Source organism: Williamsia sterculiae (assembly GCF_900156495.1).
GTDB classification, from domain to species: Bacteria; Actinomycetota; Actinomycetes; order Mycobacteriales; family Mycobacteriaceae; genus Williamsia_B; species Williamsia_B sterculiae.
In genome coordinates this window covers 112,381-137,884 of record NZ_FTNT01000010.1, presented here as the reverse complement: position 1 = coordinate 137,884, position 25,504 = coordinate 112,381, and the positions used below count along the sequence as shown (strand labels likewise).

At 67.8% G+C, this 25,504-nt stretch carries 22 protein-coding genes; 12 read left to right on the top strand and 10 right to left on the bottom strand.

Going from position 1 to position 25,504, the window contains the following annotated elements; genetic code table 11:
* Positions 1-8: 8 nt before the first annotated feature.
* The 3 genes from BW971_RS16040 to BW971_RS16030 are packed head-to-tail and all read right to left on the bottom strand — an operon-like array spanning position 9 to position 5,479.
* Complete coding sequence (locus BW971_RS16040) at positions 9-3,218, bottom strand: ATP-binding protein (protein ID WP_083710140.1); 3,210 nt, start codon at positions 3,216-3,218, stop codon at positions 9-11.
* Positions 3,219-3,235: 17 nt separating this feature from the next.
* Complete coding sequence (locus tag BW971_RS16035; protein WP_076481528.1) at positions 3,236-3,919, bottom strand: hypothetical protein; 684 nt, start codon at positions 3,917-3,919, stop codon at positions 3,236-3,238.
* 3 nt (positions 3,920-3,922) lie between these two features.
* A complete protein-coding gene (locus tag BW971_RS16030; protein WP_076481729.1) occupies positions 3,923-5,479 on the bottom strand; it encodes an MFS transporter in 1,557 nt (518 codons plus the stop codon).
* 192 nt (positions 5,480-5,671) lie between these two features.
* Here BW971_RS16030 and BW971_RS21535 point away from each other — a divergent pair, with 192 nt between their 5' ends.
* Entirely contained in the window at positions 5,672-5,812 is a 141-nt protein-coding gene (locus tag BW971_RS21535; RefSeq protein ID WP_159441874.1) for a hypothetical protein, read from the top strand.
* Between the two features lie 11 nt (positions 5,813-5,823).
* Here BW971_RS21535 and BW971_RS16020 read toward each other — a convergent pair whose 3' ends face one another.
* A complete protein-coding gene (locus BW971_RS16020; RefSeq protein ID WP_076481524.1) occupies positions 5,824-6,258 on the bottom strand; it encodes a DUF6918 family protein in 435 nt (144 codons plus the stop codon).
* 98 nt (positions 6,259-6,356) lie between these two features.
* Here BW971_RS16020 and BW971_RS16015 point away from each other — a divergent pair, with 98 nt between their 5' ends.
* Positions 6,357-6,914, top strand: coding sequence for a hypothetical protein (locus BW971_RS16015; RefSeq protein ID WP_076481522.1), 558 nt, complete (start codon positions 6,357-6,359; stop codon positions 6,912-6,914).
* Here BW971_RS16015 and BW971_RS16010 read toward each other — a convergent pair.
* Positions 6,886-7,794 carry a VOC family protein gene (locus BW971_RS16010; protein ID WP_327201664.1) on the bottom strand — a complete coding sequence of 303 codons (909 nt, stop codon included), beginning with the start codon at positions 7,792-7,794 and terminating at the stop codon, positions 6,886-6,888. The two genes, BW971_RS16015 and BW971_RS16010, sit on opposite strands and share 29 nt — an antisense overlap.
* A gap of 2 nt (positions 7,795-7,796) precedes the next feature.
* Between BW971_RS16010 and BW971_RS16005 the strand changes: the two genes are divergently transcribed.
* Positions 7,797-8,588: a 3'(2'),5'-bisphosphate nucleotidase CysQ gene (locus tag BW971_RS16005; protein WP_076481519.1), complete on the top strand. Its 792-nt coding sequence runs from the start codon at positions 7,797-7,799 to the stop codon at positions 8,586-8,588.
* Here BW971_RS16005 and eccA read toward each other — a convergent pair.
* Positions 8,569-10,344, bottom strand: a complete 1,776-nt coding sequence (gene eccA / locus BW971_RS16000) for a type VII secretion AAA-ATPase EccA (protein WP_076481516.1) — start codon at positions 10,342-10,344, stop codon at positions 8,569-8,571. The two genes, BW971_RS16005 and eccA, sit on opposite strands and share 20 nt — an antisense overlap.
* Positions 10,345-10,473: 129 nt before the next feature.
* On the opposite strand from eccA, the gene purL reads away from it, so the two are divergent.
* Both purL and BW971_RS15990 read left to right on the top strand, forming a co-directional pair.
* A complete protein-coding gene (purL, locus tag BW971_RS15995) occupies positions 10,474-12,807 on the top strand; it encodes a phosphoribosylformylglycinamidine synthase subunit PurL (protein WP_076481513.1) in 2,334 nt (777 codons plus the stop codon).
* A 48-nt stretch (positions 12,808-12,855) separates the two neighbouring features.
* Positions 12,856-13,548, top strand: coding sequence for a trimeric intracellular cation channel family protein (locus tag BW971_RS15990; RefSeq protein ID WP_076481510.1), 693 nt, complete (start codon positions 12,856-12,858; stop codon positions 13,546-13,548).
* A gap of 30 nt (positions 13,549-13,578) precedes the next feature.
* Here BW971_RS15990 and BW971_RS15985 read toward each other — a convergent pair whose 3' ends face one another.
* A complete protein-coding gene (locus tag BW971_RS15985) occupies positions 13,579-14,022 on the bottom strand; it encodes a DUF2000 domain-containing protein (protein ID WP_076481507.1) in 444 nt (147 codons plus the stop codon).
* Between the two features lie 49 nt (positions 14,023-14,071).
* On the opposite strand from BW971_RS15985, the gene BW971_RS15980 reads away from it, so the two are divergent.
* Positions 14,072-14,872, top strand: coding sequence for an AraC family transcriptional regulator (locus BW971_RS15980; protein WP_076481505.1), 801 nt, complete (start codon positions 14,072-14,074; stop codon positions 14,870-14,872).
* A gap of 64 nt (positions 14,873-14,936) precedes the next feature.
* Here BW971_RS15980 and BW971_RS15975 read toward each other — a convergent pair whose 3' ends face one another.
* Both BW971_RS15975 and BW971_RS15970 read right to left on the bottom strand, forming a co-directional pair.
* Complete coding sequence (locus tag BW971_RS15975) at positions 14,937-15,782, bottom strand: phytanoyl-CoA dioxygenase family protein (RefSeq protein WP_076481502.1); 846 nt, start codon at positions 15,780-15,782, stop codon at positions 14,937-14,939.
* 51 nt (positions 15,783-15,833) lie between these two features.
* Positions 15,834-17,342: a glutamate-cysteine ligase family protein gene (locus BW971_RS15970; protein ID WP_076481499.1), complete on the bottom strand. Its 1,509-nt coding sequence runs from the start codon at positions 17,340-17,342 to the stop codon at positions 15,834-15,836.
* Between the two features lie 80 nt (positions 17,343-17,422).
* Between BW971_RS15970 and BW971_RS15965 the strand changes: the two genes are divergently transcribed.
* The 4 genes from BW971_RS15965 to purF all read left to right on the top strand — a co-directional run bounded on the left by BW971_RS15965 (position 17,423) and on the right by purF (position 20,471).
* A complete protein-coding gene (locus tag BW971_RS15965; protein ID WP_076481496.1) occupies positions 17,423-17,902 on the top strand; it encodes a CD225/dispanin family protein in 480 nt (159 codons plus the stop codon).
* Positions 17,899-18,339 (top strand): DUF2752 domain-containing protein, encoded by a 441-nt coding sequence (locus BW971_RS15960; RefSeq protein ID WP_076481493.1) that lies wholly within the window; start codon positions 17,899-17,901, stop codon positions 18,337-18,339. Before BW971_RS15965 ends, BW971_RS15960 begins: the two co-directional genes overlap by 4 nt.
* A gap of 55 nt (positions 18,340-18,394) precedes the next feature.
* Positions 18,395-18,802 (top strand): sterol carrier family protein, encoded by a 408-nt coding sequence (locus BW971_RS15955; RefSeq protein ID WP_076481490.1) that lies wholly within the window; start codon positions 18,395-18,397, stop codon positions 18,800-18,802.
* A gap of 121 nt (positions 18,803-18,923) precedes the next feature.
* Positions 18,924-20,471 (top strand): amidophosphoribosyltransferase, encoded by a 1,548-nt coding sequence (gene purF, locus BW971_RS15950; protein WP_076481488.1) that lies wholly within the window; start codon positions 18,924-18,926, stop codon positions 20,469-20,471.
* Here purF and BW971_RS15945 read toward each other — a convergent pair.
* Positions 20,449-22,440 (bottom strand): OPT family oligopeptide transporter, encoded by a 1,992-nt coding sequence (locus BW971_RS15945; RefSeq protein ID WP_076481485.1) that lies wholly within the window; start codon positions 22,438-22,440, stop codon positions 20,449-20,451. The two genes, purF and BW971_RS15945, sit on opposite strands and share 23 nt — an antisense overlap.
* A gap of 362 nt (positions 22,441-22,802) precedes the next feature.
* Between BW971_RS15945 and BW971_RS15940 the strand changes: the two genes are divergently transcribed.
* Positions 22,803-24,338, top strand: coding sequence for an ABC transporter substrate-binding protein (locus tag BW971_RS15940; protein ID WP_234974444.1), 1,536 nt, complete (start codon positions 22,803-22,805; stop codon positions 24,336-24,338).
* Position 24,339: 1 nt separating this feature from the next.
* On the top strand, positions 24,340-25,449 hold the full coding sequence (locus BW971_RS15935) for an ABC transporter permease (protein ID WP_076481482.1): 1,110 nt from the start codon (positions 24,340-24,342) through the stop codon (positions 25,447-25,449).
* Positions 25,450-25,504: the final 55 nt, after the last annotated feature.

Genomic DNA, 25,504 nt, shown 5'->3' with positions numbered 1-25,504 from the left:
CGCTCCGTTCAACCGTCGAGAACGCTCAGGCCGTGAGCCACGGCGGCTCGCACGGATGCGGCCCGGTCACGATGGTGCCGGGCCGCATCCCGGTCGCCCATGAGTTGCGCGAGGTCGGCCAGGGCATCGTCGACAGGACCGAACACCACCGATCCGGAGTCGAGGCCCGCCATCGTGCCGGATGCCGCGACCAGATCGTCGTAGACCTCGGCCGCGGTGTCGGTGTCACCGATGGCGACCACGACCTTCGCCTTGAACACGGTCATCACCGACCAGTAATAGTCGCGGCTGATGGGATGGCGACGGTCGTAGACGGTACGCAGGGTGCCGAGCTCTCCGGCGTCGAGCAGGGCCACCGCGTAGAACCAGGGCGCGGAGTCAGGTGCCTCGGCGTAGAAGGGGGCCAGCGGCGTCACCAGATGGGCGATGCTGCCCCGTGCCCACCCGACCACGATCTCGCCGGCCAGTCCGAGCACCGCCCCGTTGGCCGAACCCGCCTCGATGAGACGTCGGCTCAGCGCCTGATAACGCGTATGCGCACTATCGAGATCGCCGCGCAGCACATCGAGTACAGCGTCGAACGCGGACAACACGGCGGCCAGTTGCGCGACCTGACCACCGGTCGCCGATTCGAGGGACTGATCGACGTGTGACCGCGCGGCCGGGAGATCGGTCGCGCGGGCGGCGACCAGGAACGCGAGGAAGTGACCCAGCGCTCGATACGGGACCAGGTCCGCCGCGTCGGCGGCTGCGAGCAACTCGTCGACGAGCGGTGGGAGCTCGTCCCGCAGATCCGGACCCAGGGCGATGAACGTCCGCGCGTTCAGTGCCGCACACAACGCCTCGAGATCGTCGAGTTCCCTGGCCATCCGGGCCGCCTCCTCCGAGGCCGACGACGCCAGCGTCAGATCGTGGCCCTCGGCCTCGAACACGGTCGCGGTCAGCAGTCGGACCCTGTCGACACCATTCGATCGGGCGACGTACCGGGACAACAGATCCAACAGTTCGACATCGGCGATCCGGTGGACCTGCGTGCTCCAGATGACCGGTGCTCGCCACGACGTCAGCGCCGAGACGGTGAGGTGAGGGTCACCGATCGCCACGGCCAGGGTGATCGCGCGGTCGCGGACCGCACGCGCCTGCGCCTCCGCTCCCGAGTAGGCCAGCGCGGGTACCAGGTCGCACAGGGACGTCACCAATGCGCGCCGGTCGGCGGTCTCGGCATCCGCATGATCGTGTCCGGCGAGCTCGTGCAGGGTGATGGTGCTGCGCCACAACGTGACCGAGTCGGCCCGGGCTCCCTGTGCGTCACGTCGTCGGGCCGCGGCGCGAACGACGTCGAGTGCCTGCTCGGCGGTGCTCTCGGATGCCCCGGCCGCGGCGTGTACAGCCAGATCGTCGAACCGACGTGGGTCGCGACGCGACAGGATCTCGAAGGCGGACCAGTGCATCCGGCCGCGCCGCAGGGCGGGGATCCCGGCGTAGACCGTGTCGCGGATGAGGACGTGGGTGAATCGCACCTGACCGGTCGGGGTCGACGTGACGAGCCCGGAGATCTCGGCCATGTCGATCTCGTCGAGCAGGTCGTCCTCGACGTCACCGGACAGGGCGAGCAGCACGTCGACGTCCACGCTCTGACCGCACACCGCGGCGATCCGCAGCATCCGCGCGGTCCCCGCGGGCAACCGGGCGATCCGCTGACCCAACACGTCGCGGACCCCGGCCGGGACCGTGCTGCGGGCGCGTGCCCACCCCTCGGCCGCCACCAGCGTCGCGAATTCGCGTACGTAGAGCGGGTTGGCCCCGGTGCGACTACGCAACAGCGCGATCCCGGTGTCGTCGAGGTCGTCCAGACCGACCGAACCGGCGATCTGCCGGATCCCGTCGTCACCCAGGCCTCCGAGTTCCATGCGTTCGACGACGCTCCCGGCCAACGCACCCAAGGTGGCCGCGAGCTCCACGCTCACCTCGTGCGGGCGATAGCTGAGCAACACCAGGGTCGGACGATCGGCCAACCAGCCGACCACCTGCCGGAGGATCTGCAGGGTCACGCTGTCGGCGCGGTGCACATCCTCCACCACGATCGCCACCGGCCGATCGGCCGCGAGGGCAGAGATCCCCGCCGACACGGCCCGCGCTGCGGTGAAGGCGTCACCGATGTCGGTGCTCGCACCCAACGCCGACAACACGTCGTGCCACGCCCAGGCCGCAGGCGCGCCGTCGACCTCGGGACAGTGACCCACCGCAACTGTCCAATCTCGCTGCCGCAGAACGCCGCTTGCCGCCCGGAGCAGGGTGCTCTTCCCGCTTCCCGCGTCGGCGACCACGGTCACCACCCGCACCGCGTTGGACGCGGTGACCGCCCGGGCCAGGTCCATGAGGCGTCGGACCTCAGCCTCGCGGCCGGTCAACGTGTCCTGTTGTGCGGGAATTGGTTCGGGCTCGCTGGTCGGCGCGGCCGGTGCGGACGGGTCGGTTCGTTCGGGCGCGTCGAGGTGATCGGCGTGGGCGAGGATGTCGGCCTCGAGGTCACGGATCGCGCTGCCCGGATCGACGCCGAGTTCGTCGACGAGGTGCGCCCGGACCATGCGTAAGGTGCTCAGCGCGTCCGCCTGCCTGCCGATCCGGTACTGCGCCCGCGCGAGCAGGGCGGCCGTGTCCTCTGCGTCGGGGTGGTCTCGCACCAGATCGTGCAGCAGGGCGACCGTCTCGGCGGGGTCGCCGAGGTCGAAACACGTGGCCGCCAGCCGCTGCACCGTCTCCCGGTGCAGCCGGGCCCATCGGTCGACACCCGCTGTCGCCCAGGAGGTGAACAGGTAGGCGCCGAGCGGTTCGCCCTCCCATCGGGTGAGGGCGGCGCGAAGCGCGGTGCGCCGCATCCCCGGGTCTGCGATGGTGAGCCCGGTCCGCATGTCGGCCTCGAAGGCCCAGACGTCGACGGCCGAATCGGGGAGGTGCAGTGCGTATCCCGGCGCCGTGCTGACGATCACGCGCGCCGGTGCGCGACGAACCCGCGTGGGTTCCAACAACCGCCGGAGGTGAGAGATGTGGACCTGCAGGGCGGCCAACGCCTTGGGTGGTGGTTCACCCTCCCACAGGTCGTCGATGAGGCGGTCGGTGGACACGACCTGACCCCGGGCGACCACCAGACGTGCCACCAGGGCCCGCTGCCGCGGACCGCCGAGATCGACGGTTCGACCGTCGATCTCGGCGTGCAAGGGCCCCAGTACGCGGATCAGGACCGAGGGTTCGATTGCCCCAGACTATCGGCGGGTGCGCTCGCGCGGGTGATCTTCACACCCGCGACCGCGAAGATCGCACCCATCAGCACCGTCGCCGGGATGATGTAGATCCCCTCGGGGCCGGGCGCTCCCGAACCGCCGACGGCCATCACCAGGGTGGCCAGCACCACCAGCGCACCCGACATCCGGCCGAGGGCAGGGCTCGGGCGCCGTAGTGCGTGGATGCCCAGCAACAGTTGCCCCAGCAGGAACAGCGTTCCCAGTGGTGTGGTCAGCCAGCTCGCCGCGCCCTCGACGGCCGTACCCGCGTCCGCATCGACATGGGTGACCACGAACGCTTCGTGATACGAGCTGATCGGGACGGTCACCGCGAAGCCGACGAACAGCAGCGCGCGGACTGCCCCCGCCCAGCGGGAGGTGCCCAGGGGCAGCAGGGCGGGTAGTCCGACGGCGATCAGCACCGCGCCGACCGCGAAGATCAGGTGAGCTGCGGTCCAGGTGGCAGCCGAGTGCGCGGCTTCGGAGTGTTCCACAGGATGCAGTGCGTTGCCGACGGCGTACAGCACACCACCGGTGACGAGGGCGCTGCCGCGCGCGATTCCGGGGGAAGCGGCCCGGTTCGAGTCGCGTCGGGCGGTCAGGGCGGTCGCTGATGATGGGGGCGGTGACGTGGTCATGCCCTACAGCGTCGGCGGTGCCTCTTGACGTCGACTTGGCGTCGACTTGGCGCCGTCCGAGATCCGATTCGGGGCCAGGAACAGCATCACGACCGCGGCGACGAGCAGCACCCCGCCGAGTACGGTGCACGCCTGTCCCATCGGGGTGATGAACGCCCGCTGTGCCTGTTCGGCGACGGCGGCCGCCAGCTGCGGATCCCGCGGCCGGATCTGTGCGGTCACCTGAAGGGCTTCCGCGAGCGACCGGCGCACGTGCTCGCCGGCCTCCGGTGCGCGCGTCGCGGCGGTGACCCGGTCGGCCACCGGTCCGATGTGCGCGGAGTACCCGGCCGCGACGATGCTGCCCGCCACCGCTATCCCGATCGCCGCACCCAGTTCGCGCGCCGTGTCGTTGACGGCCGAGCCGACGCCCTGGTCGTCGTCGGGGGTGTTGGTCATGATGGCCGTGGTCGCGGGCGCCGAGCTGATCCCGATACCGATGGAGGTCACCACCAACAGCACGGCCAGCGTCCAGTACTCGTGGTAGTCCACGACGCCGAGGAGGAGCATGCCGACCCCGATGATCGCGGTACCCCCGGTGAGTACGTAGCGCAGGTTGAAACGCACGGCGACCCACGTCCCTACCAGGGCGAACGCCATGACGGTGATCACCATCGGGAACAGGGCGACCGCCGACTGCAGTGGCGAGTACCCGAACACCAACTGCAGGCGTTGCAGCACCACGTAGAAGGCGCCGAACGAGGCGAAGAACTGGAACAGCACCGACAGCGACCCGGCCGAGAACGCCCGGTTGCCGAACAACCGGACGTCGAGCAGCACCGTCGACCGCCGCAACTGCAGCATCACGAACAGCACCCCGAGCGCCACGCCTGCGACGATGGCCGCGATCACCACCGGGTCGGACCACCCACGGTCCGGCGCCTCGATGAGGCCCAGTACGACGAGTGCGACCGCCGCGGCCGACGTCACCGACCCCAGCACGTCGAACCGCTGCGGGTCGCGGTCGCGGGAGGTGGCGATGGTGCAGGACAGCACGGCCAGCAGGATCGATGACGCGGCGAACGCGACGAAGATGGAATGCCACCCGAAGAACTGCAGCAACACACCGGTGACGAAGAAGCCCGCGATCGCGCCGACACCCGCGACGGCGGCCCAGATGCTCACCCCGAGCGCCCGTTTGGACGTCGGCAGACCCGAGGTGATCAACGACAGGGTGGCAGGCATGATGAATGCCGCCGCGGCACCGGCCAGGCAACGGGTGGCGATCACCAGGCTCGCGTCCGGCATCCAGATCGGCAGCAGAGAGGCGACCGCGAAGACCACCAGGCCGCCGACGAGGATCTCGCGGCGGCCGAACCGGTCACCTATCGCACCTGCCGGCAGCAGCAGTGCGGCCAGGGTCATGGTGTAGCCGTCGATCAGCCAGGTCATTTGATCCGAGCTCGCTCGGAGCGCGGGTGCGATCTCGGGTAGCGCCGTGTTCAGGGCGGCCATCGCGGCCACCACCACACTCAGCGCACCGCACACCACGACCATCAGCCAACCGGCACGCAGCGACATTCGCTGGTCGACCGGTTCACGGGTCGCCTTCACGTGCTCTCGATTCGCTCGCGTTGTGCAATCGTTACCGCGACACGCGGTCGTCGGACCGCGCGACCCAATGTCACATATGTCACATTAGTAACACGCACCACAGGGGTGCGCAGCTGGCAACTTCCCGGTCGAACCCCGACCATCGAGAGGTGGGTACCGATGGCCACGTCGCAGGCAACCCAGTATTCCGTCGCCGGTCGCCCGAGCACACGGGTACGCGTCATCCGCGTCATGACGATGTTGGCGTCGTTGGCGGTGATCGTCGCGGCGCTGCTGTTGATGCTGCTGTCCGCGCGCTGACCCGCCGCGGGTCAGCCCGCGTGTTTCTCGATCGCCGCGCCCAATCGGGGCAGTGCCGCGATCACATTCTCCTTGGCCTTGGGGCGCAACGCGTTGTACGCGCGCGTCAAGGCGGGCTTGGCGTAGGACGCGCGTCGGTCGGTGACCGACAACAGCGCGTCCGCGGCCTTGTCACCCTCGTCGTGCAGGTGGTCGCCGAACGCGACGCCCGCGGGCCTCGTGGCCCAGAACGGCTCGAGTGCCTCGACGAAATCGGCGAGCATGCGATCCGTCGCCTCCGGGACGATGCCTCTCTTCACCCGGTTGACGGCCGCGTAACCACCTTTGACCGCCGTTCCCGACAATCCCTTCTTGTCCGCCACCTCGGCGTCGATCACACCCACCAGGTCCTTCACCACGGCGGGTCGGCGGTCGGGGTCGAGCAGGACGTCCAGTGATGCAGGCATGTGGTTCTCCGGGGCAACGAGCTCGTACGGGATGGTGACCCATACCGTAGACAATGGCCCTCGGACCCGCCGATCCGTGTCACCGGCACACTGGACGGGTGACCCGATCTGCCGTCCCGCACATCCTCGACGCCGTCCTCGCCGCCTGCGGACTGACCGTCCTGGTCTGCAGCTTCCTCACGTGGGGCAGCTCTGACCAGGGCGTCCACCCCAGCGTCAGCGGTACCGGATCGATCTCGGTGCCCGGTGCCGCCGCCGACGATGTGGCATTCCTCGAGCGATACACCAACCACCCCGGGTCCTTCACCGTCCTCACCGGTGCCCTGATCATGGTCGCCGCCGCGATGGTTTGGCTGGGTGGCCGTCGGATCGGCCGCGTTCACATCGCCACCGCGTGGTCGCTGTTCGCGGTCGCGGTCGGGATGCTGTGCTCGGTGGTCACCATGGCTGTCACCATCTGGTGCATGGTCGACCCGGGCGGCGCGCTGTTCGATACCCAGGTGGCCGAGGCCATGAACTCGTCGGTCGACCTCGCCGTCGGTCCCGGGCTGGTGGTCGCACTGGCCGGTGCGATCCTCGCGTTGGTGACGGCGGCCGGGTTGGGCGCCGGGTTGATCATCGACCGCATCACCGCACGGGCGGCACAGCCACGGTGATGTTCGCGCCGAACGGATCGGCAAGCGACCCGAGTATCCCGTAGGGGGTGTCGGTGGCAGACATCGTGACCGCACCGCCGAGCTCGACCGCCCGATCGAGGACGGCGGCGGTGTCGTCGACGGTGATGTACGACTGCCAGAAGGAGGGTGACTCCGGCGGGAGCATGGACTCCGCCTGCATGATTCCCGCCAGGACCTCACCGCCGATGAGAACCTGGGCGTAGTTCATCTCGCCCGTCAGCTCGTCGTATTCCCACCCGAACGCCTCCGAGTAGAACGTCTTCGATGACTCATAGGCCTTGCTCAGGGTGTCGAACCAGTACGGCGTGCCCGGCTCACCGCGAGTGAGGAACCCGCGGTGGGTGCCGGGTTGCCACAGACCGATGACCGCCCCGGCGGGGTCGGCGAGCACTGCGAGATGTCCCAGATCGGCCACCTGATGCGGTCCGATGAACACCTGACCTCCCGCCTCCTTCACCGCGGCGACCCTCGCCGCGATGTCGTCTGCCCGCAGATAGATGGTCCACACATCGGCGGGCGCCTCGGGGCTCATCGTCGGCATCAACCCGGCGACCCGCACTCCGTTGCGGCGGAAGTTCTGGTAGTTGCCCAGGTCGGGATTGGGATCCTCGACCTCCCAACCGAACAGCTCGCAGTAGAAGGGTGCGACCGTCGCCGGGTCGGAGCTCATGAGGTCCAGCCAGATGGGGGCGGTGTCGGGTGCGTCGTAGGCGGTCATCGTGGTCTCCTCGGGGTCGGGTCGATCGTCTCGCGGGTACAGACCACCGCGCAGCGCATTTCTCATCGTCGGGCGCGCGGAGTCGGTCGTGACCGAGCCGACGTCGCCGCCGCGATCGCCTGCCGTCTGCGACCATGACATCCATGTCGACATCCGCACCGGAATGGACCGCACCGTCATCCGACGTCGAGTTGGCCTCGGAACTCGCCACAGCGGCGGGAGAGTTGCTGGTCGAGTTGCGCGCCGGCAGTCCGCTGTCCGGCCGCGAACTCGGTGACGCCGGTGACACCGCGGCCAACGACCTGCTGCTCGCCCGACTGGCCGAGGCCCGGCCCGACGACGCGGTGCTCTCGGAGGAGTCGGTGGACGACCGGACCCGGCTCACCGCGGACCGGGTGTGGATCATCGATCCGCTCGACGGCACCCGCGAGTTCCGGGAACGCGGTCACGACGACTGGGCGGTGCACGTCGCACTCTGGGAACGCGGTGCCGGACTGACCGCGGGCGCGGTCGCGTTGCCCGCGCTCGGCATCACCTACCGCAGCGACGGCGTACCGGTGCCCGCGACGACGGGTCTACTGCCGGTGACCGGCGAACGGCCGCGGGTGGTGGTCAGTGCCTCGCGACCGCCCGCTGTCGCCGACACCGTCGCCGCTGCCATCGACGGTGAGGTGATCGATCTCGGTTCGGCGGGTGCGAAGGCGATGGCCGTCGTCCGTGGTGAGGCCGCGGCCTACGTGCACGCGGGTGGGCAGTACGAGTGGGATTCGGCCGCCCCGGTCGCGGTGGCCGCCGCCCAGGGTCTGTGGTGCACCCGGATCGACGGAGCGCCGCTGGCGTACAACCGGCCCGACGTCTACCTCCCCGATCTGGTGATCTGCCGCGCCGAACTCGCCGAGACCGTGCTGGCCGCGATCAGAGGCGCAGACCGCTGAGCACCGAGGCGACGGCCGACCGCACGTCGGCGCCCTCGATACGCATCAGATCGTCCTCCGACAGGGTGCTCACGTCCACGTCGCCACTGGTGAGCCGGTATTCGCGTTCCTCTTCGGCGGTCTCGATGACGTTGCGGACGAAGCGACCGTTGCCCGCGAGGTCGATCGCCCGGCGGGCGCTGCCGGACGCATCGGGGCGCACGTCGTGGTACAGCGGCCCGCAGGCGCTCTCCAGCTCGTATTCCGCATCGGCCGTGAGGACGGACTGCCGTCTGCGTGCCATCAGTTCGCCGATCCGCGCCAGCTGCGACGGTGTGTAGGAGTCGAACCGGACCCGCTTGCCGAACCGCGAGGCCATCCCCTCGTTGGTGGCCAGCAACCGGTCGATCTCGTGGTCGTACCCGGCGATGATGACGACCAGTCGGTCGCGGTCGTCCTCCATCCGGGCGAGCAGCGTGTCGACCGCCTCCCGGCCGAACGCGTCACCGCCGGACAGTCCCGACTGCACCAGGGTGTACGCCTCGTCGATGAACAACACCCCGTCCATCGCGGAGTCGATGAGGGCTGACGTCTTGATCGCGGTGCTACCGAGGTGCTCGCCGACCAGGTCGCGGCGACTCGCCTCGACCACCGTGTCGGTCTTGATCAGGCCGAGACCGCAGTAGATCTTCGCAACGATGCGCGCGATGGTCGTCTTACCCGTCCCGGGGGGACCGGTGAACGCCAGGTGCAGGCTGCGGGAGCTGTTGGACAGTCCCTTCTCGGTGCGCACCTTGGCCAGGGTCGCGGCCGACCGCAGCTTGGCCACCTGCGTCTTGACCGACTCCAGACCGATCTGATCGTCGAGCTGCTGCTGGGCCTCGGCGAGCAGCGACTCCTCACCCGCACCCGGGCTACCGTCGGCCACCGGCTCGGGGGCCGACGACGGGTCGAACCGGTCGGTGCGTTCGGCGATCCGTTCCGGCGTGGTCACCAGGATCCCGATCCGCGGGTTACGCAGTGCCTGCTCGGCCATGGTCAGCGATGGGTCGCGGGCGTATACCGCCTGCAACGTCGCCCGCGCCTCCTGCTCGTCACCCTGGGCGCGCAGCACCAGCGCGCGGGTGAACATCGCGCTGTCGGCGGCCTGTGGGATGGGTCCCTGCTCGGCCGATTCCAGGCGTCGGGCGGCCTCGGCGAACATTCCCAGACCGGCACATGCCTCGCCGACCATCACGTCGGCACCCGCCTTCATGTACGGGTCGTCCCACCGCTCGGAACCTCGGAGCACCGCCAACACATCGGGCCAGCGCTGGGTGCTGTGGTGCAACACCGCGCGCACGTAATCGACGATCGGGGTGACCGCGGTAGGCGGGATCTCGTCGAGCGCCTCCTCGGCACCCGCGGGGTCGCGGCCGGTGATGAGGGTGGCCGCGTAGGCGGTCGCCGCCTCGACGGGGTCGGTGAGCGGATAGTCGATGAAGCGTCCGGTGGGGAATCGACCGGCCAAGGTGCGGGCGGGAAGGCCGAGCCTGCGCTGTTCGCGGCCGATGCTCGCCCGCGCCCGGTACAACCGCAGCACCACCTCGGGGCTGCGATCGCCGGTGCTCATCCGACCCAGCCACGCATCGCCCATGTCGGCGTCCCATTCGCTGGCCCGCAGAAAAGCCTTGGCCGCCTGATCGGCATCGGTGCGCGTGACCTGACCGTCCACCGGGATGCCGAGTGACAACACCCCCAGGTCGAACAGTTGACGCGCCTTCCTGACGTCGGTCACGGTGCAGCCCCCCAACGTGGCGTGTGTGCGGTGCCCACAGCCTAGAGGGTCAGCATGGCCGTATCCGACGACCACGTCCCACCTGCGGCCCCGCCGCATCCATCCGACCGACACCAATACACTGGTCCGGTGACTCCACAGGTCGACACCGTGTCCCAGGCCGCCGACACCCCCGAGGTCGCCCAGCCCTACCGTGAGCTCGGCCTCAAGGACGACGAGTACACCCGTATCCGCGAGATCCTCGGACGTCGACCCACCGACGCCGAGCTGGCGATGTACTCGGTGATGTGGTCAGAACACTGCAGTTACAAGTCGTCGAAAGTGCACCTGCGGTATTTCGGTGAGACCACCACCGACGAGATGCGGGCGTCGATGCTCGCGGGCATCGGCGAGAACGCCGGGGTTGTCGACATCGGCGACGGGTGGGCGGTGACGTTCAAGGTCGAGTCGCACAACCACCCCTCGTATGTCGAGCCGTACCAGGGTGCCGCGACCGGGGTCGGCGGCATCGTCCGCGACATCATGGCCATGGGTGCCCGACCGATCGCGGTGATGGACCAACTGCGCTTCGGCGCCGCGGACGGCGTCGACACGCCCCGGGTGGTCGACGGGGTGGTCCGCGGGGTCGGCGGCTACGGCAACTCCCTCGGCCTGCCCAACGTGGGTGGCGAGACCGTCTTCGACCCCTCCTACAACGGCAACCCGCTGGTCAACGCGCTGTGCGCGGGCGTACTGCGTACCGAGGACCTGCACCTGGCCTTCGCGTCCGGTGCGGGCAACAAGATCATCCTGTTCGGCGCGCGCACCGGTCTCGACGGTATCGGCGGCGTGTCCGTGCTGGCCTCGGAGACCTTCGACGACTCCGGAGACGAATCGGGTCCGAATCGCAAGAAGCTGCCCGCGGTACAGGTGGGTGACCCGTTCACCGAGAAGGTGCTCATCGAGTGCTGTCTGGAGCTGTATCACGCCGGGCTGGTGGTCGGTATCCAGGATCTGGGTGGTGCCGGATTGTCCTGTGCGACCTCGGAGCTGGCCGCGGCCGGTGACGGTGGCATGCAGATCTGGCTGGACCAGGTGCCGCGGCGGGCCGAGGGAATGACCCCCGCGGAGGTGTTGTCCAGCGAGTCACAGGAACGCATGTGCGCGGTGGTCACCCCCGGCAACGTCGACGAGTTCATGGCCGTCTGCCGCAAGTGGGATGTGTTGGCCACGGTCATCGGCGAGGTGACCGACGGCGACCACCTGGTGATCACCTGGGGCGACGAGACCGTGGTCGATGTCCCACCACGCACCGTCGCCCACGACGGCCCCGTGTACCAGCGTCCGGTGGCGCGGCCCGATTGGCAGGACGGTGTGATCGCCGACGGCGCAGCCGGACTCGACCGGCCGTCGACACCGGGCGAACTGCGGGCGACGGCACTGCGACTACTCGGTTCGCCCGCGTTGTGCAGCCGCAAGTTCATCACCGAGCAGTACGACCGCTACGTCCGCGGGAACACCGTTCTCGCCGAGCACGCCGACTCCGGGATGGTGCGCATCGACGAGAGCACCGGCCGCGGCATCGCGCTGGCCACCGATGCGTCGGGTCGCTATACCTACCTCGACCCGTACCGCGGTGCCCAGTTGGCGCTGGCCGAGGCCTACCGCAACGTAGCGGTCTCGGGCGCGGCGCCCGCGGCGGTCACCAACTGCCTGAACTTCGGCTCACCCGAGGACCCGGCGGTGATGTGGCAGTTCCAGCAGGCGGTTCGCGGACTCGCCGACGGCTGCGCACAACTGGGCATCCCGGTCACCGGCGGCAACGTCAGCTTCTACAACCAGACCGGTGCGACGGCGATCCTGCCGACCCCGGTGGTCGGGGTGCTCGGCGTGATCGACGACGTGCACCGGCGCATCCCCACCGGGCTGGGTACCGAACCGGGCGAGACGCTGATCCTGTTGGGCGACACCCGCGACGAGTTCGACGGGTCGATCTGGGCGCAGGTCGCCCACGACCACCTCGGTGGGGTGCCGCCCACCGTCGATCTCGACCGGGAGAAGCTCCTCGGTGAGATCATGGTCGCGGCGTCGCGGGACGGCCTGGTCTCCGCGGCCCATGACATCAGCGAGGGCGGTCTGTTCCAGACCGTCGTCGAGGCCGCTCTCGCCGGTGAAACCGGTTGTCGCATCATTCTTCCCGAGGGTGTCGACCCGTTCGTGGCGTTGTTCTCGGAGTCGTCGGGACGAGTGTTGGTCGCAGTACCGCGCACCGAGGAGTCGCGCTTCTCCGGGATGCTCAGCGCCCGCGGTGTGCCGTGGGTTCGGATCGGTGTCGTCGATCAGGGCAGTGACTCCGTGGAGGTGCAGGACCAGTTCAGCATCACCCTCGACGAGTTGCGTGCGACCCACGAGGCCACCCTGCCCGCCCTGTTCGGCCATGCGGCGGTACCGGTTCCGGCGGCGGTGGAGACCCCGACCGCCTGAGGGTCTGCCGCACACCGGTGCTGCCGGTCGGCCCGGTGAGGAGAGCGCTTGCTGCTGACGGTCTTGAACTACGCGGGCATCGCCTTGTTCGCCGCCTCCGGTGCGCTGATCGCGGTACGCCGGGGCCTGGACGTCGTCGGGGTGTGGACACTGGGTCTGGTCACCGGTCTCGGCGGAGGCATCATCCGCGACCTCTTACTGGGAAAGACTCCGCCCGACACGTTCCAGGGTTGGGAGAACCTCACCGTCGCCGCGGCCGCCGCCACAGTCGTCTTCGTGCTGCACCAGCAGTTCGGTCGGCTACGACGAATGGTGTTGGTGCTCGACGCCTTCGGCGTCGCGCTGTTCGCATCGTCCGGCGCGCTCATGGCCGCGCACTTCGGGACCAGCGGCTTCGCGGCCACACTGATCGGCATCACCACGGCGCTCGGGGGCGGAATCCTGCGCGACATCCTCGTCAACGAGATGCCGCTGCTGCTAGAGGACGGTGACCTGCTGGTGTTGCCCGCCCTCGGCGGTGCCGCGACCACCGTCGTCCTCCACGTCAACGGCGTACCCGACAATGCGTGCCTGATCGCCGGTACCGCGGTCGCATTCGCCTTCCGGGTGATGGCGCTGTGGCGCGAATGGCGAGCCCCGCATGCACCCGAGGACCCGATCGGCTCACTCACTGCGATGCTGCGCCGCTGTAGGAAGGGCCCGAGATCAGCGGTCCGCGGCCGTGAAGGACGAGGCTCCTGAAGGATGGGTTCGTGAGGAATGGGTCCGGAGTCATGGATGCATGTGAACCCCTTTGACGATCTTGTCCACGATGTTGCGCTGTGCGTACAGGCCGATGCCCACCAGGTCGAGGTCCGCTCGCCCGACGGCACGCACCGCGGCCCGATTGTCGTGGTCATTGCGCGTCGAGAACAGGTCCGCGGTGAAGATCGATATCCGCACGGAGCGCTCGAATGCCCGCGACCGTGCCTTTCCCAGCGTCTCGGCAGAGCCCGCGAACACCAGCACGGGCTGGCGGAACATCGCGAGGTAATCGGTTCCGTCCGCATCCACATACGGCTCGCCGATAACGTCGGGGTTCGCCGCTGCGATGCCGCTGGTCAGGAAGGACGTGATGTTGAGTCGCTGCCAGACCTCGAGGTCGTCGCGGAGGAGCACCGCGATCTTGGAAGCGGGGCGAACAGGGATGGGGCGGGGGTCCTCGACTGTCTCCATCGGTCGATCGTGAGCCGCGGACCGGGGTCATGTCTTGTACGTTCTTGGCGTGGATGAGGAGTCCGACGTCCGAGCGTGGCGGCCCGCCGTCAAGGGGATCGAAGAGGTATTCCACGCTCGTTTCGTCGACTACGCATACCCACGGCACACCCACGATTCGTGGACTCTGCTGATCGTCGATTCCGGCGCGATCTCGTACGACCTGGACGGCCGCGAACACGGAGCGATGCAGCAGGTCGTCACCGTGTTGCCGCCGCATGTGCCGCACGACGGACGGGCAGTCACCGCGTCGGGTTTTCGCAAGCGGGTGCTCTACCTCGAGCGGTCGATGCTCGACGGTGTCGGCTCAGCCGTCGACACCCCCGCCCTGCGTGATGCGCGCCTGCGTGATCGTGTGCACGCGTTGCACTCGGCGCTGGCGCGGCCCGGGGATGAGTTGGAGGCGCAGAGCCGGCTGGCGTTCATCCTGGAGCGGACACAACAGCACCTGCGCAACAGCGTCGGCGAGTCCGTCGGGTGTGTCGATTCGTCGTTGGCGCGATCACTGCGCGACCTCATCGACAGTCGGATCCCCATCGGCGTCACCCTTGATCAAGCAGCAGCCGTTCTCCACGCGGAACAGACCCATCTGGTTCGCTCGTTCTCACGCGAGTTCGGAATCGCCCCACACCGATACCTGATCAGCCGCAGAGTGCAACTCGCTCGGAAAATGCTGCTCTGCGGGCAGAGCCCGGCCGCCGTGGCGACGGCCGTCGGATTCCACGACCAGTCGCACCTCAACCGACATTTCACGCGGTTGGTCGGGACCACGCCCGCGCGGTTCGCCCGGCTCACGCCCCGATCCGGCTGAGCGCTGCACGATTACCGCGAACCCGGAAGCGACATCCGCAGCCGCGACAGGTCCGGTCACGAGATCAGCGCGCGGCGTTCTTGATGAACTCCTCGACCCCGACCGGTGGCCGCACTCCGCCGAAGAATCCGCCGCGGACGTGGCGCCGTAGCGCGGTGTCATCGGTGGCACGGGCCGCGGAGTGCCAGAGGTAGCAGTCGTGCAGGATGATGTCGCCGCGGTCGGCGTACACACCCACCTCACCGGGAACCTTGTCGAACCCCAGCGGCATGGCGAAGGGCGAGGTGCGGTCGGTGCGGCCGCCGGTGGACCGGGCGGTCGCAGGCACGCTGACGCCGTTGATGTTGCGGTAGGGGGCCGGGGTGGCCCACAGGTGACTACCGGGCACCACCCGTAGGAAGCCATTGGCCGGGCTGGTCCCGTCGATGTGCACGGTGAAGGCCGTGGACGGCCACACGTCCAGACTCGGACTGGCCTGCCAATCCGAGTGCCAGCCAATGCGGCTGTACCCGGATTCCCTGCCGGGCCGCGCGTCCTGGTAGACCACCCCGAACTGCTCGTGTGCCCGCAGCCAGGCATCGGGCCCGAGTATCCGGCGCATCAGGGCGATCAACAGGGGGTGCTCCACGGCCGATCGCACCCCGCCGGAGAGCTCGTTGACGTATTCGACGTAGTTGGCGAACTTCTCGGCCTTACCCACCTCGTCCAGGAACACCGTGGATCCGTGGCGCGGGTCGAGACCACCGTCGACGACGGCCAGTTGTGCTGCTCGGCATTCACTCTCGACGGTAGCCACGTCGGGCTCGGTGAGCATGCCCCGTAGCACGGCGTATCCGTGCATGTCGTAGAACCAGATCAAGCGGTCCAGGTCGTCTGGTCCGAACACGCCGGTGTCCGTCGGAAAGCTCACCTGCCGAGCCTAGGCCCGCCCGCGGGAGATCGCGCGGTGGAACACCTCGCCTCACACCGGCCAGGTGTGCACCGGCTCGCCCTCGTGCATGAGCACGGCGTAATCGCGGAGCATGCCTGCCAGGGCCTGTGGGCGGCTGTCACCCGCGGCCTCGCGGGCGGAGACGGTCTGCCGCTGCCAGGCGGCCCCGGTCTGCCGGGTCAGACACCGGCCCTCGATGACCGACAGGTAGCGGGACCGGGCCTTGTCACTCACCCCGAAGGCGTCGAGACCGCGATCGGCCAGCGGCAGCAGCCGACGCAGGATCAGCTCGTCCGGACGCACCCATCCGATGTCGGGCCAGTACAGTTGCGCGTCCAGGCCGTCGCGTGCCCCGGAGTGCAGGTTCTCGGACGCCGCGTTGAACGACATGCGAGACCACAGCGGACGATCGGCATCCACCAGACCACGCACCATCCCGTAGTACAGGGCGGCGTTGGACATGGTGTCGAGCACCGTCGGACCGGCGGGAAGCACCCGGTTCTCGATCCGCAGGTGCGCATGGCCGTCGACCACGTCGTACACCGGCCGGTTCCAGCGGTAGATCGTGCCGTTGTGCAGGCGCAACTCGTCGAGGCCGGGGACCTCCCCGGCGTCGAGTTGTCGGAGCGGGTCGTCGTCGGAGCAGACCGGCAGCAGCGCGGGGAAGTACCGGGTGTTCTCCTCGAACAGATCGAAGATGGTGGTGATCCAGCGCTCGCCGAACCACACCCGCGGTCGCACACCCTGATTCTTCAGCTCCAGAGGCCGGGTGTCGGTGGCCTGCTCGAACACCGGGATGCGACTCTCGTGCCACAGCGCGTGTTCGGCGAAGAACGGCGAGTTCGCGGCCACCGCCACCTGCACCCCCGAGATCGCCTGAGCCGCATTCCAATGCGCGGCGAAGTGTTCCGGCGCGACCCGCAGGTGCAGCTGGACCGAGGTGCATGCGGCCTCGGGCAGGATGGAGTCGGTGGTGGTGTGCAGGCGCTCGCCGACCCGCTCGTCGGCCAGCGGAACCCCATCGATGTCGATCTCGATGTCCTCACCGCGAGCGGCGACTATCTGTTGGTTGAGCAGGTCGTACCGGGGGTTGGCCGAGATCCATTGGTGGCCCAGGTGCTCGGTGCGCAGGGTGGGCAACATGCCGATCATCACCAGGTGGGTGTCGGTGGCTGCGGCCTGTCGCTCGGCGCGGTTCAGCGACGACCGCAGTGCCTGTTCCAACGTGATGGTCTCGTCACCGACCAATGGTCGTGGCGCGACGTTGATCTCGATGTTGAACTGGCCCAGTTCCGTCTGATAGTCGGGGTCGGCGATGGCGGCCAGAGTGGTGGTGTTGGCCATGGCGGGGTTCATCGCGCGATCGATGAGGTTGAGCTCCACCTCCATGCCGAGCAGCGGTTCCGGTGGCCGCCCGTGGTCGGTGAACATGTTCTCGGCGAGCATCCGGGCGATGGCGTCGGTTCCGCGGTGTACCTGTGCGCGGAACCGGGTGCGGTCGTCGCGGGTGAACTCGCGGCTGCTCACATCGGTGCCCATCGCGCAATCGTGTCACCTCGATGCCGGGCTATGTAGGGTGATGATCTGTTCTTCACATACCGGAGGGGAGTCGGCACCCGATGAGCAATCCGTGGGACAAACCCGACGGTGAACAACCCCGGTACGGCGACCAACCCCCGTACGACCAACCCCAATACGGTCAACAGCCCCCGTACGGCCAGCCGCAGGGTTACGGCCAGCCGCCGGCGTACGGGCAACCCGCCTACGGCGCACCCGGGTGGCAGCCCGGGCCGCCGCAGGGCCCACCCCCGGAGAACTACATGGTGTGGGGCATCCTGACCACCATCCTGTGCTGCCTGCCGTTCGGGATCGTCTCCATCGTCAAGGCGGGGTCGGTCAACACCCTGTGGGCGCAGGGTGATGTGGCGGGTGCGCAGAAGGCCTCCGCGGATGCGAAGAAGTGGGCGATCTGGGGTGCCGTGTCCGGCGCCCTGATCATCCTCATCGTTGTCGTCGTCTACATCGTCCTGTTCGTCGTGCTGGTGGACCACATCAACGACCTTCCCGACACCGAATACTCCACCACCACCACGTTGTGACCGTGCAGGAGCCGCCGCGCGGCCCGGCCGCGGTGAGCACGGCGCTCGCCGCGCCTGCGGCGGTCGGTGTCGCGGCCGCCGCCGGGTGCGCCGCGATCTGGTTCGCCGATCCGACCACCCCGGGCGGGATCATCCCGGTCTGTCCGACCAAGGCGCTCTTCGGTATCGACTGTCCGGGGTGTGGCGGGTGCCGGATGATCTACGCGCTGCTGCACGGCGACGTGCCCGCCGCCCTGCACTACAACGCCGTCGCGTTGGTCGGGGTGGTGCTCCTGATGACCGCGTACGTCACCTGGATCGTCGGGCGGGTCCGCGGTCGCCGGTTGCCCGGTTGGCAACACCTCCGGTACGCCCCGGCGGTCACACTCGTGGTGATCGCCGTCTGGTTCGTGATCCGCAACATCCCGGTCGCGCCGTTCACCGGACTGCACGTGTGACGAGAGCGGCAGCCACCATCACCGGCCGTCCGGGCCGGCGGGCACACTGCACTCGATGCCGAACAAGAAGCCCGTCGACGCCGCTGAGGTCCGGGACGCGATGCTCGCCGTCGCCGAGTGGCTGCACGACGACACCGCGCCACCCCCGCCGCGTCCCGCCCTCGCCGCTGCGGTGCGTTTGACCGCCCGCGCGCTGGCCCAGGACGCTCCCGGGGCATCGGTGGAGGTCCGGGTGCCACCGTTCGTCGCGGTGCAGTGCATCCCCGGCCCTCGGCACACCCGGGGAACCCCACCGAACGTCGTCGAGACCGATCCCCGTACCTGGCTGCTGCTGGCCGGGGGGCTGCTCGGCGTCGAGGACGCGGCGGCGCGCGGAGAGCTGACTGCGTCGGGGTCGCGAGCGGGCGAGATCGCCGATCACCTGCCGGTGATCCCGCTGCAGAACCGCAGGCCGGGGGAATAACACCCCTCCGGACACGGTTGGCAGGGCCGAGACACACCGAGTGGTCGTGGGTGATGATTCGCCTCCGGCGTCGGCCCCGCCGTACACTCGGCCCCACGCCCAACCAGCCCAGGGAGTGCCCGTGAGCGAGCTGTCCGCCGACCAAGTGGATGTACCCGAGAACGAGCCCCGCGAGGAATGTGGAGTCTTCGGTGTCTGGGCTCCCGGCGAGGAAGTCGCCAAGCTCACCTACTACGGGCTGTATGCCCTGCAGCATCGCGGTCAGGAAGCCGCGGGCATCGCCGTCGGTGACGGCAGCCAGGTGCTGGTGTTCAAGGACCTCGGACTGGTCAGTCAGGTGTTCGACGAGCAGACCCTTGCGGCGATGCAGGGCCACGTCGCCGTCGGGCATTGTCGCTACAGCACCACCGGGTCCACCACCTGGGAGAACTCGCAGCCGATCTTCCGTACCACCGACGCCGGCACCGGAGTCGCCCTCGGACACAACGGCAACCTGGTCAACACCGCCGATCTGGCCAGCCGGGCCCGGTCCCTGGGCCTGATGGACTCCCGCCGCGCGGGTGGTGCGACCTCCGATTCCGACGTCGTCGGTGCCCTGCTCGCGCACGGTGCCGCCGACTCCACCGTCGAGCAGGCCGCGATGGACCTGTTGCCGTCGTTGCGGGGCGCGTTCTGCCTGACTTTCATGGACGAGCACACGCTGTACGCGGCGCGGGACCCGCACGGCGTCCGACCGCTCTGTCTCGGTCGGTTGGATCGTGGCTGGGTGGTCGCGTCCGAGACCGCGGCCCTCGACATCGTCGGAGCCTCCTACGTGCGAGACATCGAGCCCGGTGAGTTGCTGGCCATCGATGCCGATGGGGTGCGGTCCAAGCGGTTCGCCCAGCCGACACCCAAGGGTTGCGTGTTCGAGTACGTCTACCTCGCCCGACCCGACAGCGTCATCAACGGCCAGTCGGTGCACTCGTCACGGGTGGACATCGGCCGTCGACTCGCCCGTGAGGCGCCGGCCGAGGGTGATCTGGTGATCCCCGTGCCGGAGTCGGGGACACCGGCCGCGGTCGGGTTCGCTCAGGAGTCCGGCATCCCCTACGGCCAGGGGCTGATGAAGAACGCGTACGTGGGACGCACGTTCATCGAACCGTCGCAGACCATCCGACAGCTGGGTATCCGTCTCAAGCTCAATCCGTTGCGCGAGGTCATCCGCGGCAAACGACTCGTGGTGGTGGACGATTCCATCGTGCGCGGCAACACGCAGCGGGCGCTGATCCGGATGCTGCGTGAGGCCGGTGCCGCCGAGGTGCATGTGCGGATCGCATCGGCTCCCGTGCGGTGGCCCTGTTTCTACGGCATCGACTTCGCCTCACCCGCCGAACTCATCGCCAACGGCATGGAATCCGAAGAGGGAATGATCGAGGGTATCCGGCACGCGATCGGGTCGGACTCGCTGGCCTACATCAGCGTCGACGAGATGATCGCCGCCACCAAACAGCCCGCCGAGAACCTCTGTGCGGCATGCTTCGACGGAAAATATCCGATCGAGCTGCCGACGGAGACGGCGATGGGCAAGTCGGTGTTGGAGACGATGCTGAAGAACGCCGCAGGCGACGAAGAGCATCTCGCCGTCGCCGTCGCCGACGACAACGTCAGCGCGCTGCGGCGTCCGTAGACGTCGGCGACTCCGACACCCGCTGCGTCCGGCGGTACAACCAGCCGACCAGCAGCACGAACACGACGAGGCCGAGCAACTGAGCCCAGTTGTCGAAGCCGTCGCCGACGATGGCGAGGGGAGTCTCCGAGCCCGTGCCCGCGACGATCCCCGCGAACACCACGCCGTACAGACTCTCGCCGACGATCAGGCCGCACGCCACCAGCACGCCGAGTCGTTTGGTGCGCTCCACGTTGGTCGCGCGCCGCTCCGACCACCGGTTGTAGAGGTGCCCCAGAACGGCACCGAACGGGATGACCAGTGTCAAGGAGATCGGCAGATACATTCCCAAACCGACAGCAAGCGGCGGGAGTCGGAAGCGTGTGGTCTTGCCCAGGATCTCGTCGACGGCGATCACCCCGAGGCCGATGAGGGCACCGGTACCGATCAACGCCCAGTCGAGCGAACCGCCGAAAACGCCTTTCACCAACGACGAGATCAACGAGGCCTGAGGGGCGGCGAGGGCGTCGTCGCCGGCACCCGGCGCGCCGGCGAACCCGAACGCCTTCTGCATCAGCTGGAGGATGGGCGGGATCACCGCCGAACCGAAGATCACCCCGATCACCAGCGCGACCTGTTGCTTCCACGGTGTGGACCCGACCAGTTGGCCGGTCTTGAGGTCTTGCAGATTGTCGTTGGAGATGGTCGCGACACCGAACACCACCGCCGTGGTGAACAGGGTGTAGGCGATGAGTGCTTCGGTCTGCGAACCGTTGGAGCTGCCGAACGTCACCTTGATGAGCAGAGCCGCGCTGATCGCGACGAGGATGCCCACACCCGAGATGGGGCTGTTGGACGACCCGATCAGCCCGGCCATGTAACCGCAGACGGCGGCGATCACCAGTCCGAGCACGAGGATGTACAGCAGGCTGACCGTGATGATGCCGCCCACGCTGCCGTGCAACACGGTGTCGCCGGTGAACTCCCACAGCAACAGCCCGATCGGTAGGAGCATCAACACCGTCACCGCGGCGACGAGCTGAATGGGGACGTCGCGTTCGGTGATGTCCACCGTCGAACCGCCGCGGCGCAAGCGGGCAGATCTGGCCGACTCGATGATGCCGGTGACGATGGGTCGCATGATCTTGACCAGCGTCCACACGGCGGCCACGGCGATCGCTCCGGCGCCGATGAACCGGACGTCCGACGAGAACACATCGGACACGGAGTCGGCCAAAGCATCGCTCGCCGAGAGATTTCCGGCGGTGCGGAGAGGAAGCAGAATGCCGAAGGAGATGATCAGTCCGATGAACATCGCTATGCCGACGGTGAGCCCGACGAGGTGGCCGACGCCGATGAGTGCCATCGAGAGGCTCGCGCCGACCATCGTGCCGCCGGATCCGACCCTGAATGCGGTGGACAACGAGTTGCTGATCACCTTCAACGACGAGGCCAGGGAGAACAGCACGGCGACCACGGCGGCGATGGTCAGTGTCCGGAGTCCGGTCTTGTTGTCGCGGGCTGCCTCCTCGGAGTCCGAGGTGCCCACCTTGAGCACCTCGGCGCCGGCGACACCCTCCGGGTACGGCAGATCGGACCCGGTGACCAACGCTCTGCGCAGCGGGATCGAGTACGCCACCCCCAGAATCCCGCCGAGTGCGCACACACCCACCGTCGTCCAGTAGGGGAACCCGGTCCACCAGCCGACCATGATCAGGCCGGGGAGCACGAAGATGATCGCCGACAACGTCCCGGCGGCCGAGGCGATGGTCTGGACGATGTTGTTCTCCACCAGCGAGTGGTTGGCGAAGTAGCGCAGAACGCTCATCGAGATGACCGCAGCAGGGATCGAGGTCGCGAACGTCAGTCCGACCTTGAGCCCGAGATAGACGTTGGCCGCGGTGAAGACGAGGGTGATGAGCCCGCCGAGGATGATCCCGCGCACGGTGAGCTCCCGTACGGCACTGGCCTGGGGATGATGAACGGACATTTCTGCCGCCTTCCGATCCGACGAGATCGATGATGTCGAGTATGGACGACGTTACGGCCATGTGTCGGCAGTCGGTCACACCCACGCCGTCGGGTGGCGAAGGGTGCGTCGAGATGGTCGCCGCAGCTGCCGAACGCGCGTGCCTCGCCCCGTGTGAATTCACCGGTTTTTACTCTTCGGAAACACGCTCTGTGTAACGTTCGCCCCTGTGCGTGGGCTCAGCGCGAACCGCCGGAGCCCGATCATCTGGTCCTGATCAAGGATCGTGAGAATAGAGGAATGACTTGAGAATAGCTGCGCCACAAGCACAGTCAATCGCCAAGGCCGCAGTGGCGACCACCGCGGCAGTCGTCACCGGGGCATTGTTCCTCAGTGCCTGCGGCGCGGGGCGGACGGACAGCTCGAGTGGGGGAGGCGGTACCGTCACCGTCGGAACCACCGATCAGATCTACTCGCTCGACCCCGCGGCCTCGTATGACAACGGCTCGCTCGCGGTCATGAAGAACGTCTACCCGTTCCTGATGGATTTCGAGCCAGGCAGCGCGAAACTGAGCCCGTCCGCGGCCGAGAAGTGTGACTACACGCAGCCCGCCGTGTACAGCTGCACGGTGAAGTCGGGTCTGAAGTTCGCCAACGGTGACCCGCTGACCGCCTCGAGCGTGAAGTTCAGCTTCGATCGCATGATCGCGATCAACGATCCCAACGGCCCGGCGTCATTGCTGGCGAACCTCGATCACACCGATGCCCCCGACGCGACGACGGTCAACTTCACCCTGAAGGCACCCAACGACCAGACATTTCCCCAATTGCTGGGGACGAACGTCGGTCCGATCGTCGACGAGAAGGTCTTCCCGGCCGACAAGATCCTCGACGACGACGCCATCGTGAAGTCCAATGCCTTTGCCGGGCAGTACAAGATCACCAGCTATCAGAAGAATCAACTGGTCGAGTACAAGAAGAACGACGGTTACAACGGTCTGCTGGGTGCACCCAAGAGTGACACCGTTCGGGTGAAGTACTACGCACAACAGACCAACCTGAAACTCGACATAGAGCAGCAGCAGATCGATCTCGCCTATCGTTCGTTGACCCCCACGGACATCTCGGCGTTGCGCAGCAACGACAAGCTGACGGTGCACGAGGGGCCCGGCGGTGAGCTCCGCTACCTGGTGTTCAACCTCGACACCATGCCGGGCGGAACGCCGGAACAGAAGTTGGCCGTGCGCAAGGCGATCGCTTCGTCGGTCGACCGCTCGGCGTTGGCCAAGGACGTGTACCAGGACACCTACAGCCCTGCGTACAGCATGATCGCCGGTGGCCTCACCGGTGGCGTGGACTCGTACAAGAAGTACGGCGAGACGCCGAACAAAGCTGCAGCACAGAAGTTCCTGAGCGACGCCGGGGTGACGGCGCCGGTACCGGTCAACCTCTGGTACAACCCGGACCACTACGGCGCGAGCTCCGCGGACGAGTACGCCAAGATCAAGGCACAGCTGGAGAGCACGGGGTTGTTCAGGGTCACGCTCAACTCGGCGAACTGGGAGACCTACAACAAGGCTCGGGTGAAGGACACCTACCCCGTCTACCAGCTCGGATGGTTCCCCGACTTTCCCGATGCCGACAACTACCTGACGCCGATGCTGGACGAGAACAACTTCCTGAAGTCGCATTTCTCCGATCCGGGCATCACGAAACTCCTCGCCGAGGAACGTAGCGAGCAGGACGCGTCCAAGCGACAGCAGATCCTGACCGAGATCCAGGACACCGTGGCCGACAAGTTCATCCCGACGCTGCCGCTGTTGCAGGGCAAGCAGATTGCCGTCGGGGTGAAGTCCCTCGACGGTGTCATCCTGGACAAGTCGTTCATGCTCCGTCTCGGGACGCTGCAGAAGAGCTGACATGACCGAGTCGCTCGCAGCTCCGGTCGAGGACGCGGTCGACACACCCGGAGCGGGAGGCAAGGGCGGCAACGTCTTCGCCTCCCGTAAGGGTGCGTTGGCGAAGTTCCTGGCCGTTCGATTCCTGTTGATCATCCCCACGGTGTGGATCCTGGTCACGGTGGTCTTCTTCGTCATGCGGATCGCCGGTGACCCGATATCGGCGAAGCTCGGCGGCATCCTGCCGCCCGAGCAGATCGCCGAGCGACGTCACGCCGCGGGCCTCGACAAGCCGATCCTCACCCAGTACTGGGACTACATCTCCGGCCTGTTGACCGGTGACCTCGGCCGGGCCAACGCCGACGGCGAAGCCATCAGCCACGTCATCGTGGTCTACGGAGCGGCGACGCTGGAACTGGTGTTCTGGTCGTTGATAGTGGCCTTCCTGGTCGGTATCCCGTTGGGACGCTTCGCCGCAACCCACCGCGACCGGCTCTCCGACGTGTCCCTGCGGATGTTGGCCATCTTGTTCTACGCGGCCCCGGTGTTCTTCGTGGGCATGTTGTTCAAGCTGATCTTCTCGGCCGAGCTGGGGTGGCTGCCGTCCAACGGCCGCGCCGACGTCTCCACCGAGCTCGACCTGCAGAACGTCTCACCCGAGACGCACATCTACATCATCGACGCCATCCTCTACGGGGATCCGCACGGCATCGCCGACGTGCTCGCCCACGCGGTGCTCCCGGCCCTTGCTCTGGGGTTGATGACCGCGGGCGTCTTCCTGCGACTGGTGCGGGTCAATCTGCTGCAGACGCTGCGGTCGGGTTACGTGGAGGCCGCCCGTGCCCGCGGTGTGCCCGAACGCACGGTGGTCGGTAGGCACGCGTTTCGCAACGCACTGGTCCCGGTCGTCACCGTGATCGGTATGCAGATCGCGATGATGCTCGGCGGCGCCGTACTCACGGAGACAACCTTCGAATGGAAGGGCCTGGGATATCAGCTCGCTCGGTACCTGCAGGACAGTGACTACATCGCGGTGCAGGGCATCGTCGCATTCATCGCGGTGGTGATCGCGCTGATCAGTTTTGTGATCGACGCAATCGTCGCGCTCATCGATCCGCGCATCCGCTTCTAGGGGGCGACGTCATGACCGAACCCATCGCAGACCCCGCCCTCACCCACATCCGCGA